The sequence below is a fragment of the Microbulbifer maximicatervae (SeqCode) genome, from assembly GCF_052467385.1.
Window position 1 is genome coordinate 3,516,195 of sequence record NZ_CP174311.1, and the last position, 14,523, is coordinate 3,530,717.

At 44.3% G+C, this 14,523-nt stretch carries 20 protein-coding genes; 1 reads left to right on the plus strand and 19 read right to left on the minus strand.

The features are described from left to right. Nucleotides 1–56 precede the first annotated feature (56 nt). The 14 genes from ACJJIR_RS14980 to ACJJIR_RS15045 form a co-directional block, all read right to left on the minus strand. On the minus strand, nt 57–845 hold the full coding sequence (locus ACJJIR_RS14980; protein WP_444905946.1) for a YwqG family protein: 789 nt from the start codon (nt 843–845) through the stop codon (nt 57–59). Between the two features lie 103 nt (nt 846–948). Further along, the gene (locus ACJJIR_RS14985) at nt 949–1,302 is read right to left on the minus strand and encodes a hypothetical protein (protein ID WP_444905947.1); all 354 of its coding nucleotides are present in this window, start codon (nt 1,300–1,302) and stop codon (nt 949–951) included. A 44-nt stretch (nt 1,303–1,346) separates the two neighbouring features. Continuing rightward, nucleotides 1,347–2,711, minus strand: coding sequence for an IS4 family transposase (locus ACJJIR_RS14990; RefSeq protein WP_444905948.1), 1,365 nt, complete (start codon nt 2,709–2,711; stop codon nt 1,347–1,349). Nucleotides 2,712–3,557: 846 nt separating this feature from the next. Beyond that, the gene (locus ACJJIR_RS14995) at nt 3,558–3,941 is read right to left on the minus strand and encodes a hypothetical protein (protein ID WP_444905949.1); all 384 of its coding nucleotides are present in this window, start codon (nt 3,939–3,941) and stop codon (nt 3,558–3,560) included. 96 nt (nt 3,942–4,037) lie between these two features. Continuing rightward, nucleotides 4,038–4,478: a DUF6795 domain-containing protein gene (locus tag ACJJIR_RS15000; protein ID WP_444905950.1), complete on the minus strand. Its 441-nt coding sequence runs from the start codon at nt 4,476–4,478 to the stop codon at nt 4,038–4,040. Nucleotides 4,479–4,592: 114 nt separating this feature from the next. After that, nucleotides 4,593–5,099 carry a hypothetical protein gene (locus ACJJIR_RS15005; RefSeq protein WP_444905951.1) on the minus strand — a complete coding sequence of 169 codons (507 nt, stop codon included), beginning with the start codon at nt 5,097–5,099 and terminating at the stop codon, nt 4,593–4,595. 14 nt (nt 5,100–5,113) lie between these two features. Beyond that, nucleotides 5,114–5,683: a hypothetical protein gene (locus ACJJIR_RS15010; RefSeq protein WP_444905952.1), complete on the minus strand. Its 570-nt coding sequence runs from the start codon at nt 5,681–5,683 to the stop codon at nt 5,114–5,116. Between the two features lie 90 nt (nt 5,684–5,773). Further along, nucleotides 5,774–6,115 (minus strand): hypothetical protein, encoded by a 342-nt coding sequence (locus ACJJIR_RS15015; RefSeq protein WP_444905953.1) that lies wholly within the window; start codon nt 6,113–6,115, stop codon nt 5,774–5,776. Between the two features lie 103 nt (nt 6,116–6,218). After that, on the minus strand, nt 6,219–6,518 hold the full coding sequence (locus ACJJIR_RS15020; protein ID WP_444905954.1) for a hypothetical protein: 300 nt from the start codon (nt 6,516–6,518) through the stop codon (nt 6,219–6,221). Nucleotides 6,519–6,613: 95 nt separating this feature from the next. Next, nucleotides 6,614–7,003 (minus strand): tetratricopeptide repeat protein, encoded by a 390-nt coding sequence (locus ACJJIR_RS15025; protein WP_143730940.1) that lies wholly within the window; start codon nt 7,001–7,003, stop codon nt 6,614–6,616. Between the two features lie 205 nt (nt 7,004–7,208). After that, entirely contained in the window at nt 7,209–7,691 is a 483-nt protein-coding gene (locus ACJJIR_RS15030) for a hypothetical protein (protein WP_444905955.1), read from the minus strand. A 158-nt stretch (nt 7,692–7,849) separates the two neighbouring features. Beyond that, nucleotides 7,850–8,149 carry a hypothetical protein gene (locus ACJJIR_RS15035; RefSeq protein ID WP_444905956.1) on the minus strand — a complete coding sequence of 100 codons (300 nt, stop codon included), beginning with the start codon at nt 8,147–8,149 and terminating at the stop codon, nt 7,850–7,852. A gap of 176 nt (nt 8,150–8,325) precedes the next feature. After that, entirely contained in the window at nt 8,326–8,760 is a 435-nt protein-coding gene (locus ACJJIR_RS15040) for a hypothetical protein (protein ID WP_444905957.1), read from the minus strand. A gap of 138 nt (nt 8,761–8,898) precedes the next feature. Further along, the gene (locus ACJJIR_RS15045) at nt 8,899–9,282 is read right to left on the minus strand and encodes a hypothetical protein (protein ID WP_413662942.1); all 384 of its coding nucleotides are present in this window, start codon (nt 9,280–9,282) and stop codon (nt 8,899–8,901) included. Nucleotides 9,283–9,592: 310 nt separating this feature from the next. On the opposite strand from ACJJIR_RS15045, the gene ACJJIR_RS15050 reads away from it, so the two are divergent. After that, on the plus strand, nt 9,593–10,534 hold the full coding sequence (locus ACJJIR_RS15050; RefSeq protein ID WP_444905958.1) for an IS110 family RNA-guided transposase: 942 nt from the start codon (nt 9,593–9,595) through the stop codon (nt 10,532–10,534). A gap of 39 nt (nt 10,535–10,573) precedes the next feature. On the opposite strand, the gene ACJJIR_RS15055 is transcribed toward ACJJIR_RS15050, so the two are convergent. The 5 genes from ACJJIR_RS15055 to ACJJIR_RS15075 form a co-directional block, all read right to left on the minus strand. Next, nucleotides 10,574–10,966, minus strand: coding sequence for a contact-dependent growth inhibition system immunity protein (locus ACJJIR_RS15055; RefSeq protein WP_444905959.1), 393 nt, complete (start codon nt 10,964–10,966; stop codon nt 10,574–10,576). A gap of 107 nt (nt 10,967–11,073) precedes the next feature. Further along, nucleotides 11,074–11,373 carry a hypothetical protein gene (locus ACJJIR_RS15060; RefSeq protein ID WP_252082806.1) on the minus strand — a complete coding sequence of 100 codons (300 nt, stop codon included), beginning with the start codon at nt 11,371–11,373 and terminating at the stop codon, nt 11,074–11,076. 120 nt (nt 11,374–11,493) lie between these two features. Next, nucleotides 11,494–12,063 (minus strand): hypothetical protein, encoded by a 570-nt coding sequence (locus ACJJIR_RS15065; protein WP_444905960.1) that lies wholly within the window; start codon nt 12,061–12,063, stop codon nt 11,494–11,496. Nucleotides 12,064–12,190: 127 nt separating this feature from the next. Further along, nucleotides 12,191–13,480, minus strand: coding sequence for a group II intron reverse transcriptase/maturase (gene ltrA, locus ACJJIR_RS15070; RefSeq protein ID WP_413662935.1), 1,290 nt, complete (start codon nt 13,478–13,480; stop codon nt 12,191–12,193). Between the two features lie 599 nt (nt 13,481–14,079). Beyond that, the gene (locus tag ACJJIR_RS15075) at nt 14,080–14,439 is read right to left on the minus strand and encodes a hypothetical protein (RefSeq protein ID WP_444905961.1); all 360 of its coding nucleotides are present in this window, start codon (nt 14,437–14,439) and stop codon (nt 14,080–14,082) included. Nucleotides 14,440–14,523: the final 84 nt, after the last annotated feature.

Sequence of the window (14,523 nt, forward strand, 5' to 3'; positions counted from 1 at the left end):
GAGCTAACGTCGCGTTCACCGGCTTGTTCGGTGCAACGCTTTGTTAGCCTTAAATTTTAACAGCACTGCAATACAATCCATGATTTAGAGAAGTCATGCTTTCTCGCGTCACTTTCTTTAATCCAGAAATAAAGCATACCCATGTCACCCCACATAGCTTCGATATCGTCGTCAGAGTCGAATTGGAGAACCATTCGCCAATCGTTTATCTGTCTCCGTAGCTGCTTAGCTTCTTCAGAGTTGTACCCTTCTGGGCCTCCGCAATTTACTCCACCACTTACAAGCTGACACTCTTCTTCCATATCATCATTTTGTACTGGTGTCGGGAAACCTCCAATTTGATGGCGAGGCTCATCTCCGTACTGTTCTTCGATAAAGTCGTAGTATTCATCGTCTTCGTCTTCAGATAAGCCAATTTCTTCCAAGCTAACTCTTTGAGCATCTGGATAGCTAGTGAAGCTCTCCGCTTTCACATACTTAATAGGTGGTGCTATATGATCTTCACTTAGATCGTTGGGCAGTTCATGAGAATACAGATCTCCAGATCCATTTTCATAGATTACAGCCCAGCCACCCTTATCATTTGGATCGAACCCCCAAGGCCACGCTTCGAGATCATAGAAGAATAGCAATCGACCACTATCAGGTAGCCAGTCTATATTTCGACTTACGTTAACTTCGCCCAGGTCTAACTGGGCAATGAACCCAAGTGGTTTATTATTTTTACGCGGCCAGTCGATAGGTGAGCGTACTACTGGCTCTCCGCTAAGAAAACTAGCCACTTTCATTTCTGTGGGAATAATCCTCAGGCACTTTTTACCGAGGCTTAGTATTCTCTCGTTCACTGATACTCATTTCCTTTGATGGGTAGGCTAACGCCTTGCACACGGGCTTAAGCTGCGAAGCAGTTTAAGTCCGAGCAGCGTAGCTGCGTTGTGCTGCAACTGGTTATGTGTGTACAGCATAAGCGCTTTGCTTAGTTTTAAGCCAGATGTAAATAGGCAGTGATAAGCAGAAAACGCCTGACTGAATTGCAATGAGGAAGAATAAAAGAAAACCCTCTTGCGGTGCATAAAATATAAGTATTGCAATAGCCATGATTAAAAAAATAGCAGCCTGAAAATATGGCTCAATGCTATGTGACCTAATCCATAGAATATAAAAGATGAAATAAGGCGCTATGGCTAGTAAAGCAAACCCATAGGTAAGCAAATCTTCAGAGGTGTAAGCCAAACTGCGAAATGGATAAAGGCAAATGAATATTGGCAGCAACATGGCTATATGATTTGTAGTTTTACGCATTCATCCTCCTATACACATAACGCCTGGGCTGTGTTTTATACACATCATTTAAGTCCATTTAAAGCCTCCGCTGCCTCCATATAATGGAGCAGTTTAGTGTAGCCCTGCCAAACAGTTTTAACTCCGGGCTCACCATCGCCATTCCGCCCCAGAAAGCCTCCAAGTCCTGCCAACATACGAGTTATATCTCTCATACTTGGAGCTTCATTTGGTGGGGAGGTTTTAGCTTGCATTATCCATATCATACGCCACTCTTTTTCAGAGTAGAATTTCGTACACGACGTATCAGGAAGCGTTCGTGCTCGTGTTGTCATGGAGTGTAGACGCCACCCAATGATCATATAGATTGCAATACAGTTCAGCATTCGCTGCTCGGTTCTAAAGCGATTACTTTCTATCTGGCATCCCCCTTTCACCACTCTAAAATAGGTTTCAATTTCCCATCGACTTCGATACCACTCAATGATGATCCTCGCTTGCTTAAAGTCCTCAACTGCAAGATCGGTCAGCAGCATCCATTCAATACCTTTTTTGCCTTCTGGTGGGCTTAATTCCTTAGCAAAAACTGCGTAAATAGAAAGAGGTCGTTTTGATTTTCCTTTTCCCTGTAATCTTACTTCTGCAATGGATACACTGACCTTAGCTTCCCTTTCTGGCTCTCCATTCCTTTTGGGGATACCTACTGAGTATTTCCCGATGGACTTCTGTTTGGTCATATAGTCCCAAAGTAAAGTCGTATCTTCTCCTTCGATCTCTAAACTACGATTAGCCTTGGCTCGAACAATATAACTTGCACGCCGCTGTTCATTTTGGTCTTCAGCTAATTGAAACCACTCATGAATATCCCCCTCTCTATCTGCGATGCTCACAATCGTGGTTTCAGGGCAGTGCTCTTGTATCTCACAAGCTGATTCATAATGGTCTAGCCAACGTCGACTCTCTTTATCTTGTATCGACTTCGTATAGCGAGAATTAGCGCTGGATTCTTTATCTCGCTGCCACATGCTACCCTCAATAATGCCCAGATTATCTCTGGATGGTGTTATAGCAATAGAGGTATGTAGGAGCTGCTGATTAGTCTCTTTGCGTCGGAGTGTTCCCATTTCTTTGCTTTCTAAATCGGTAGCAAAATTTAGGAAAGTGGTATCCTGAGGGATAAGAACAACTGGTTGAACCTTAATTCTTTCAAGAGTGGCTGATTTATGGCCACTCATAATCGAGTCAAAGCTGACTTTATCATTTTCGATAAATCGATAGGCTGCAAAGGTTTCTGCCCAAGACTTGTTTGCACAGGGAATACTACTCTTTGGGTCAGAACTTAAATTACTGAGAATATTGGACAAGCGCTTATTCAATCGTGTGTCACCCATAACTTGATTTTTCACTTCGTCCCTGACCCAGTCCTGCATAATTATCTAGCCAAATTTGTAGCTCCTATACCGTGCAAACTGTAACTCATTGATTTTCATAATAAAACTGGAAAAACTTGTGTATAAAACTTAGCGCCTGGGTATGCGGCGGACCGCGCAAAGCGCGGGCCGTCCGGTGGAAGCCACGCAGTGGCTGAAACGAACATCACCCACTTGTTATACTGTATATCACTAATTTATTTTTGATCAACCCATACAATAATATTTTTCCATTCACCCCTTTTAACTAGGCTTTTACAGTCGAATTCCGTTAACCCGCCTCTAGGCCACAACCCAGCGAAACAAAGTTCCGCTTTTGTATCAACTAAGTAAATAAAGTCTTGATGTATCTGTTGAGTGTACATCCCATTAGACCTTTCTTTAATCTTGGGCGGTTTGTCAGCGAAAACACACTGACTAAATAGAACTGAAGCTACAACAAGTATAATTCTTTTCTTCACTTGATAAATCTCATCTTTCTAAACCGAGGTATAACGCCGCTAGCAAGGGCAGCCGAAGCAACGCGTAGGCTGTCCAGCCCAGCCCCGGAGGGGTTGGTCGAGCTTGACTAGCCTGGTTATGGCTGGCGCACCTACTTGCTCTCTACCAGCCATCTTTGGCTGGCCACTGCCCGATAAATTTAAAGGGGAAAATACCATACTTTCCCAACCGGTTAACTATCTGATTGGCACTCCATAATGGCGTAGCTGGCTTGCAGGGCCTGCTGACTTAAAACGATGGCACTGGAACGAAACTGCAGTACCAAATTGCAGAAAAATTCTCAGAAAAAGTGCTCAGATAGAGATTGATGCTTGCAGCAGCTACAGAACATCTAAAAATCTGCCTTTACTTGTTATGTTTTTGTTCATTCTCGATTATCAAGCTACAACCAAAACCATCGATATATTCGGCCTTGATTTTTACACTTATGCTACCGGCATATAGTAACTTACCTACATACGTAGCGCCCTTATCTTCAATCTTTAGCTCTGCTGCGCCAGCGCTATTATTTTGAGGTGACGAAAATACAGCCCACACCAATGACGGTTTATATTTCTCAATTTTTGGCAAGTGCACTTTATAAGTTCCGCCAGTACTGTCGCCTTCCATTTTTTCAAATGTTATTCGCTCGTCATTTTCTTTGACCTCAGGCTTGCCGCACGCAAAAGAGGTTGCCCTAACAATATTTGGGAATAAGACAATGACGATTAATATGATAGCTCTACTCATAGGAAACATAACGCCTCAAACACCGGCATGGTGAAGTTGGCGGCTTTTTGGTACAAAAATGGTGACAGCTTTACCATGTCCGAGTGCTTTGACTTGTTACATTCTGGTACATAGCACAGCACCCTTGCGTGTATTTACTGGCTCTTGTGAAATATCACATTTTAATGTTGCATTGTCTTTTTCAGTGACAATACCAACAGACTCGCCTCGCCAAAGTGTCAAAGATGATTCATTGACAACTGCACATACTTTCCATGAAAAAACACTGTCTCCCATAACGGTGAAGAGAGAAAAATGCTCGTCAGCTGGCAATAGAAACTTTCCTTCTTTGTCAGTGACCACCTCTCGATAACTATCGGGACAATCCTCTACAGGTTTAAGCCAATCTGTGCGTGCAGCCTTGATAGTAACACCTGACATAGGTTTACCATTATCTATAAGCACCCCTCCAATTTCTGGTGCCCAGATTTCAGTGTGGGGATTAATTGCACACGCCGAAATCAAAAATGTGATTGCTAGTAATATTGCGATTTTCATAGTTTGGGAATGTAACGCCTGCATCACCAGCCGGAGATAATTGGAGGCTTTTTTGCAGTTATACCGCAAAAAAGGTGCAAATTGCCGGAGGTCGGGTGCATACCCTGGTTATGTTTATTTCTCGTTCCATGTTAACCCCAATTGGGTTACCACTACAAAATCACTAAATTCTACAAAGAATAAAATGTACTCATCACCGTCATCATCAAGAAATCTTAAAATCGTATGTTCTTGACTAATAAATCTATTCCAAGGGCCATCTTCTTGGTCTGATGTTGAGATAAGACCATAATACTCAATTAGATTCCAATCTAAATTATCTAAAGCCCTAGTTTTGGTATCCGATATTTTCTTATAAATATGATTGATGAATAATTGATAAGTAGCTTTGTAATCAGATTGTCTTTGCTCTATGAGCTTTCCAAACTCACCAATACTTTTTATTGTATCTTCGACAAAAGAGTTTAAACCAGCATCCTTTTCGACAAGTGTTGCACTAAACATCCTTTTCGGACAGTCGATCACACATCTTAATGCATTGAGGAAGCCATTCAACTCAATTACTGCAGGCTCTGCTCTATGAATTTCAAGATTATTTGTTTTAATGGAACGACCTCTCAAAAAACATAACGCCGCTAGGAGCGGAAAAAATTACGTAGCGAAGCGAAGAAGTTTTTGTCCGACTGCCTAGCTTTGTTAGGAGGTGGCGGCTTCGGAAAATCATTGTTTCTGTACAATTTGATATAATCATGGACGTTCCCCCCTTCAAAACATCCATCATCTAAAAATGGCTCATCAATTTCTGGGCAATTCCCGGTGGTGTAAAGCAATGTGGAAGCCCCCTTTTCATCCAGCCCCATAAAAACATCACCATTATCAGTTAATGTTTTAGTAAAAACCTCGATGCAACCAAAATACCTAAGAAAAGCGGGCATATCATCCCAAGAGAAATCATTATTTTCCTCAAAGAAAAAAGATACTTCGGTATCAGATTGTACTGATATATTGTAGATAGACCACTCTGGATCAACATGATATTTCACATCAGATATATCTGATCCTAGCATCGCAAACAACTCAATCAGCTTGGACTTGTCATAGCTTGATCCATTTGGAGGCGTTGGAAAATTATTTAAAATGGAGCAAAACCTCTCCTTTAGCTTGGCACCATCAAACTTGCAGTACACCTCAGTGGTTACTTCCATATGGCCTCCTAAACGCCTTGATCTGCGGCCGCAGCGAAGCGGAGGTCCGGTGTTGGCAACGCAGTTGCCGGAACGAACAGCATCAACTTGTTAAGTGATTTTTTCGCGCACCTGAAGATCAAAATCATTACCTTTCACGTAAACCCACTTTCCTATGTATATCGTAGAAACCCCTGACAACTTCAATTTACCTGAGAAATCTCGGATAAGCTCATTAGTAAAAGTCCTGTTGTCACCAAGTAGGAATACTCTAGTTTCTGTTTCTTCAGGGCTCACAGTATGCGCTCTCGTAACATCGACTCGAAACTCACCATAGTTGCCAAGAATCCACTCCCAGTAATTTTCAACGTCATATGAAATATTAACCAGCCCAAGGATCTCCCCTATCTGTTCGAGGCTCTTTTCAGTTCTAAACCAAATATCTGAGTTCAACTTCATGTCCCTGATCATCACTTAACGTCGGCCACACAGGCGAGCGCTTTCAGCGAGTCCAGCCAAATGCGTTTTTTGCATTTGGCGATTGTGCTGGCCCTTGTTAACTGCGGTCATCTTTGAAAGCTTCCGCGTTGAGGGAATATGCAAGTTCAGAGCATATTGACATAGGAACCCCACTGGTCAGTAGAACACCATTTTCCAGGCTTATATTGCCAACTTTATCCCCGCCTTCTAGATAGAAAGCTATGCCTTCACCAGAGAAAAGAACCTCCTCATTGGTAAAAGGGTTAGTTCCTTTCTTATCAGGAGCTTGCTCGAGGGCTTGATGACTGGAGATTATGCTACTCCATTGAGCAAGCTGTATATCACCATCGCTTTTGATGATTTTGCCGAAGTCCATTTTATCTCCTGGAAAGTTAACGCCCCTGCCAGCGGCAGCCGCTTGCGGCTGTCCAGCCCACGCAGTGGGCGGTGCTGCGCAGGCTTGTTAAGTTCTCAATGTTCATTGCTTCGCAAGAACTCTTTATATTGATCTGTAGCTCGCATTTCTTTGAAATCATCAATGCCAGCAATCATATCTATTATTCCAGGGGTTTTCTTGGCTTCGATACTGACAAATTTTACAAATCTATCTGTGTCTTTAGCTAACGCCAAATTTCGAAATATTCTGTATTGTGCACGATAATCATCAGGTTGAAGTTGATAGGCATTAAAGAAGGCCTGGACTGCTTCTGAATGCTTCCCAAGATTTTCAAGGGTGATGCCGTAGTTGAACCAGCTTGTTGGGATTTTAGGTGATCGATCAATGATCTCTCGAATTACTGGTAGAGCCTTTTCCCATTCATTGTTTTCTGAATAGTACTGATACTTCTCGACAATATTCATTTCCTTTCCATAGACAAAGGGGCTTAAAAGAAGCACTAAAAATAGAGATAGATTTTTCAACGTCGGATTTCCGTATCTAGGTGAACTTAACGCCCAGCGCAGGCGCAGCCAGCGCGGAGCGCATTTTGTGTTAATGTTTGAGCGCCAGCGAGTAACACAAAAGGTGCGTAGCGTTGGCTGTCGCTCTGCCGCTGCTTGTTATGAGCTACCACCGGTTTTGCCACTTACTTTCTACCAAATTGAATTCATGGTTACTGTCGTGCGGTGTAATATTAGCCTTCAAATTAAAGCCCTGGCCGCCCACAGCTTGCCAACATTTTGAGAACCACTCAATTAACTCATTTGTAGCGATATCCCATGGGTCAAGCGACTCATCTTTGCTTGTATACTCTTCTTCTAGCTCATACGGGTATACGTGTTCGATTTTCAACAAACCTGGATCTACGGGTGAGGGGTATTCAGCTTTTCCATCTACGTAGATAAAGTGCTCTGAATTATCTTTATCCATAAAGAATGCCCGAACTGGGAATCCTGACGAGAACCCATCAACGAAAATCTCAAATGCGAGCGTATCAACCTCTTTGGGATAATCGAACTCAATTAATTTTTTGAGAATAGGCCTCAAATCCTCACTCAGGTTTTCTAAGTGCTCTGCGACCTTACCTTTAAATTCTTGCTCGATGTTCATTTCTCTCGCTACTCATAACGCCCGCAACAGGGGCGACCAATGCTATGCACATTTTGTGCGAAACTGGGAGCGCAGCGATCCGCACAAAATGTGCATAGCGTTGGGTGTCCCGTGGAGGTCCGAAGGGCCGGAGCATCCTGCTTGCGTTTGTTATGAATTTAGCACGCCACTTCACGAATCTCTTCAATTGCAGGTAACCCAGAAAAAATGCCGACTAGCCCAGACACATAGGTAGTCTTACCAATACACCTTTCCATCTCGGAGTGAACGCTGCCATTTCTAATTGCTGTGTCGGAGAATAACAGTAAACTCAATACGTTAGCTGGAGGCTGTGTCTGTAAATTAATATGATCCTTTGATGGGATTAATACTAAAACATTGCCTCTAGGCGGTTTGTACATATAACCGACAACTTGAACATGCTTGCCATAGTAATTTTCAAACATACCGACAACCATAGGCACATCTCCTCGCATAAACCCACCGGACGGCTTATTGCTACAAGCGGTCAGCCCCAAGAGAACTAGTAGTAGTATTGATTTAGTATTTCTCATGAATTCATAACGTCCGGCTCTACGGCTGGTAAAAGTGGAGGCGAAGCCGGAGCTTTTACCAGTCCGACAGCAGCCGCTTGTTAGCTTATGGGTCGATTAGCGAATTTACCTACACCCCTGCCACCAAGTTTATATCCCGAATACACAACGAACATTGCTAAGATGGAGTACAAGACTACAAAAGTTAATTCTAGCTGGCCTTTGATCAGGTAACCAACATACAACCCAGTTACTAAAATCAACAAATAGTGAGTGTATGTCATCGAGTTTCTATTCTTTCTCCCGCAATAAATACCTGCCAAGAATGGGAACAACATTCCTACTGCAAAGTTAATCATTTTTACTATTAGTTTATCTGGATCTGGTTCATCTAATGGGAGATTATTTCCTAAGACCCTATCAGCAGTATAAAAAACCGCGAACGCTAAAATTGTTGCAAAGTATCCACCGATGCTAATAACTAGACTGCCAAATAGCCCTCTGAATTTTACTGTGCCCTTTACTTTTTCAGTCATTTCCATGTTCCACTTCATCCCCATTTATGTTTTATGTCAGTAATGTATCTCAAGTTCAAAAAAAGCTAACGCCCGCCGCACAGGCGAGCAACTTGTTGCGAGTCCAGCACACGAAGTGCGCGCTTGTGCCGGCTCTTGTTAGAGAGCGAGCGCACTACCGGCACTGACATGAAACGGTTCGCCAACAACCTCAACTGCTTCTGGAACAGGCAAGTTGTTACCACAACAGTCTATTTCAATGTACTCAACCATTCCTGATTTTCCTGAGAATATTAGGATCTCTAACGTTTTACCGGCTTCTGCAAGATTAAAGTGTGCTTCAAAAATTACACCATATTTACCTGGAACTGCAATTGCTTTGGTGAAAGCCGGGACCAGGACCTTGAAACTATTACAACCGCACTGACAGAACTCAGAAAACACGGCTTTATCGAGGTGATTCTTTAGCGCTGGTGCATCAGGGAACTGACATCTCTCTAAAATAAAGTTAATCCAATCCCGCGCCCTATGTTCGTTATTCATTGGTTCTCTAACGCCAAGCGAATGGGCTGGCGCTGCGTAGCAGTGACAGTCCAGGCCAACTGGTTGGCCGAGCATTGCGCGCCTTGTATGGTTGTTCTTGATCGATTCTGATGTTGAAAATCCTTTTCGCTAACGGGTAAATTGAGACCCACCTTCGGCGGCCACCGAAGGCCTTGTTTGTCACAGTTCGTTGCTGCGCCGGTTTATAAAGACCGTTAACAAGTAGGAACGTGACAGACACTCACTAGGCATAACTCGAATAGTCATGTGGGCCTCGAGCCCGAATAGCAAGGCGGAGATAGCTTATCTTATGGAACCTCAAGAGATCAATGTCGGTATCGATACCAGCAGTAAACAACTCGATATTTATGTGAGACCTACTGGCCAGTTTTTTAGTGTTACCAATGATAAAAGTGGCATTAAGGATGCCATTAAACAACTTCACCCCCTTAAACCTCAAAGAGTATTAATAGAGTCTACGGGAAGACTCGAGTTAGAGTTTGTTTGCGCCGCCGGCAAAGCAGGATTACCTATTGTTGTTTGCAATCCTTCTCAGATAAGAAGCTTCGCTAAATCCGCAGGGCGCCTCGCCAAAACCGACAAGCTAGATGCAATGGATATTGCACATTTTGGTGAGGCCATGAAGCCAAGGCTGTCGGTACTAAAGCCAGAAAAGCTTAGGGAGATCAGTGACTTACTGGCGGTAAGAAGTCAGTGTTTAGAGATGAGCACAATGCAAAAGAATCGGCTTCAGAGAATGCCGAAATCAGTACACAAACCTATACAGACCATTCTAAACACCATCAAAAAAGAGCTACAAGGTATCGACAAGCAACTGGATAAACTGGTTAACAGTGTGTCTGAGTGGCGGCAAAGGCGCGACCTATTGTTGAGTGCTAAAGGGGTCGGAAATGTATTGGCTTATACGTTGATGAGTGAACTTCCCGAGCTAGGAAAATTGAACCGTAAAGAAATCGCTGCACTTGTCGGTATCGCCCCGATGAACCGTGATAGCGGCAGCTTCCAGGGAAAGAGATATATTCGGGGTGGAAGGCATCGTGTACGTACGGTTCTGTTTGTTTCCATTATGTCGGCCATACAACATCATCCCAAATTAAAGCCGATGTATAAGCGATTAGTCGACGCTGGCAAACCTAAAAAGGTCGCTCTGATTGCCTGCATGAGAAAGCAGATTACGATTCTGAATACGATGGTGAAAAATAACACCTACTGGGATGAAAGTATGGCTTAATAACTTGACGAACAACCATAGTCACTTGTTATGGCTCATTTATTGGTAAACCCGAGAGCTCAAAGGTGGAATAAGCTCTTCTGTGATTGTACCCATTATTATTTCTAATTCGCTTTTGATTTCTACGAGTTGGTTGTTGAACTCTGGATACTGCTGCCAAAAGTTATCAGGCACTGCAGCAATATTTGCCAGTAAATCTCCTTTGTACATGTCACCTTCGGCCAATGGGTTTACAGCAAGAATATCAAGAGCAACGGGAACCAGAAACCTTAAACCAATTTTTTGACCAATTAGCATGCGTAGGTTTTCGACTGAAAGTTCCGCTAAAGGAACTGACCATAAACGGCGACATTCAGCGGCTAGACTTGAACCAAAGTCAGGCCTGCCCCATTTTTCTTTGTGTAGTTCTTCGAGAGATTTTGATAGATCCACGATAATCCTTTAAGGGCCATAACGCCTAGCACACGGGCGGCCGAAGCAAAGCGTAGGCCGTCCAGCCCACATATTTTGTGGGCAATCGTGCTGCTTTTTGTTATGCATTAGCCTCTCCGCCAGTCTTTAATAGTTGCAATAAGTAGGGCTATGAAAATTACTAGAAGGAAAAAGGCAACACCATAGCCCACGGCACCATCTACTTTAGCTCCTTTGGCCTCCCAATGCCCATAGGTTATAAGCTGATATAGCATTGCAAAAGATATGAAGCCACTAGTAAATACAGCTAGTAACATATGCCGCAAATTGAAAAGCTTTTTCCCAAAAGCAAGCTCCCCCCATGAAGGAGTCTCGATTTTTCTATCGAGGCCTTTTCGACGCCATCGGCGGTCTTTGAGATTAGACATAGTTTTTATTCATAACGCCGCAATCAGACGCGGCTTACTTTGTGTGCTTTTTGCACGAAAATGGGATCGCAGCGACCGTGCAAAAGGTGCACAAAGTAAGACGTCAGCTGCATTGCTTTGTTATGTGCTTACCGACGCTGCGGCCTCAGCACTTTCACATTCCCGGAAAAGCTTTTGTAAGTTTTCATTAAACCAAGACACTGCCTCTAAGCTCACAGTGTTCTTAAACTCGTCTATTTCGAAATCAGAAATTGATTTTGGATGCATTAGCGAGTTTCGCAACTCAAAGAATTTTCCCAAACTGTCCCACCTATGATCACTTATGTTTGGTGAAAAATGGATACTATGCAGCTTTGCGAAACAGGAAAATAGGAACAAGATACTTGGTTTTAGTTTTTGGAACTGATCTTTTTCCTCTAATTTTCCTTTGCTATTGAGCAGCACTGTTTTTTCTTTTAGCGCCAATATTTCCTGATAGTTAAAGATTGTGGGTACATCTTCAAGGGCAGCAAGACAAACCAATCGCAATTGGTACAACGTACCCTCTATGTATGCCGCACTTGTTCTGTATATTGTCCTGAGAGAGAACGGTGTTGGATCATTCCGTGCAATATCTCTTGCAGCTCGAATATCCTCTAGTAGCAGAGACTGAAACTGCCACATTTCCTTATATGCGTCTTTAACTCTCACAATTTATCCTTGGGCACAGTAGTGGTAGGACAGCCGGTTACCCTAACTGCCCCCACGCAGATCCGGACGTGCGGAACTACCGCATCCGGCTCTTCAGTAATATATTCGCTCGTGTAAAGCACGAACCCTAATACCAGTCCACAAGTATACTGCGTTTGTATACTCGCGGTGGCTTTAGCCCAAAATATCCCAGCATTTCCTTTAGACTATTCCAGTTGTAACTCTTGCGCTGACTCCGCCGGTTGAGCCATTTGTGTATGCTGTGTAAAACATAGCTGTACAAACGGGACAAGCTTCGACTGTTGTCTGGTAGACCGAAGTAGTTCTGGAAGCCCTGTAGCTTGCGCTTCAGTGTGGGAAGCCACTCTCTCAGGCGCTCACTGCGCTTGGCTTTGATCCAGTGGTAGAGCGCTTCCATTGCGCCCTTCTGTTTCTTTACGGCAGTCCGGCGCCTGAGCCTGGGGCGTTTATTGACGTCCAGGCTCCAGTAGAACTCAAAGCCCAGAAACTGGAACTGCCGTTTTCGACCCGGATGGAAGCGACTAAACCGCTTCAGGTGCGTTTTCTCGGGAGCTAACTGTAGGCCAAACTTGTTCAGCCGTTGCGGTAGCACCCGGTAAAAGCGCTCTGCATCCGTTTTCAATTGGAAGGCCACAACAAAGTCGTCGGCGTAGCGGATTAGCATGGCTCTGCCACGCATACGCGGCTTGACCTTCTTCTCGAACCACAAATCCAGGGCGTAGTGCAGATAGATGTTCGCCAGTACCGGACTGATCACACCTCCTTGCGGGGTGCCTGCTGCCGGTTTACTGAACTTACCATCTGGGGTTTGCACGCGCACCTTAAGCCACTGTTTAATCAGTGTCAGCAGGGCTTTGTCGTCGATACGAAGGGCTAGCATGCGCAGTAACCAGTCGTGATCCAGCTGATCGAAGAAGCCTTTAATATCGGCTTCAACGATGTAGCCGTAGCCTTTGAATTGCAGGTTTAAGCCAAGGCTATGTACGGCTTGGTGGGCACTTTTCCTGGGGCGGTAGCCGTAGCTAAAGGGCAGAAAATCCTGCTCCCAGATACTTTGCAGTAGCTGCGCTACGCTCTGCTGCACCAGTTTGTCTTCCACCGTAGGCAGCCCCAGTGGGCGCTGCTTGCCATTGCCTTTGGGAATTAATACCCGCTTAATCGCCTGGGTGCGGTAGCATTTGTCACACAGCCGTTGATGTAGGCATTGGATATTTTGCGGCAGACCTTGCCGGTAAACTTCGGTTGTTACTCCATCGATACCGGGGCGGGCCTGCTTGTTAAGCTGGCCCCAGCTTTGATACAGCAGGTTGGAATTTAGCAGTCCGTATAAATTCTGAAACCTGTGCGTGGGGTGGCTCTGTGCTTTAAATGCGATGGCGTGCAAGGCGGTTGTCATAGTGTATCCAGCCCTACTTTGTCCGGACTATGTTTCTGTTGCACACCGATATTACTGTCAGCCCCTTCGCCATGTAAGCGGCTTTCCCGCTCTCGGACTACTATGAGCTGATCCGACTTCCGAGTGGTCTTCGTTAGTTTCACCATTAGGCTTAACGTCCCTACCTGTTCCTTCAGGAACCTGCTCGGATCTCTCAAGTTCTCAATACCTCTCTTTCTACATGCCACGGCTTGATAACCCCGCCGATCCGCCACAACCTCACCAATGCGGTTGCTTTGCCTGGACTTCGATGGCGTTACACATCTCGTCAATCGGAGCTCATTTTATTATCGGAGCGATACCAGCACTTCAGGGTCACGATAAGCCCTATGGCCTATAGAATTCTCTGTGTACGCTTCACATAGTTTGTTCACAGTGAGAAAAAAAATGAGTATATTTTTTTTCTTTCTGTTCCGCCCTACGCGCAACACTCGATACAGGTGGCTGGTTAGGCCTTACCCGACAGGGACTTCCACCCTGCAAGAAGCATCAAGTTTAGCTTGACGCACTAACGCCCGCCTCAACGGCCGGAGGTCCGATTGCAGGCGCTTGTTAAATGCTTACTGCACATTATTTGACTGTAGGTTTTTGATAACACGTTTAGCTAAGTCTTTTTTTATTGGATAATTGATAGCTGGATTAGCTAACCAAAATATCATTTCATCCAATGTACCCTTGTACTCATTAAGAAGCCCAATGTCTTCACGATGTTCGATCGCATTTGCCCAGTCTCTGACTTGTAGATCACTTAATTCACCAGAGATATAGCGTTCAAGTACATTTTCTAGGTGAGATGGCCTTAAAGTTACCAAGTCAGTTTCTGAATCCCAGCCGTACGACTTGAGATCTCCCAGAATTCGATTTATTGGAGCCTTATACTCAACTAGCTTTGTAACTAAAACCTTGCGCGATTCCATCATAAGCACTTAACGCCTTGCTTTGGGGCAGCCGGAACAAAGCGAAGCGGCGAGTAGGCTGTCCCAGCCACGTAGTGGCGACAACAG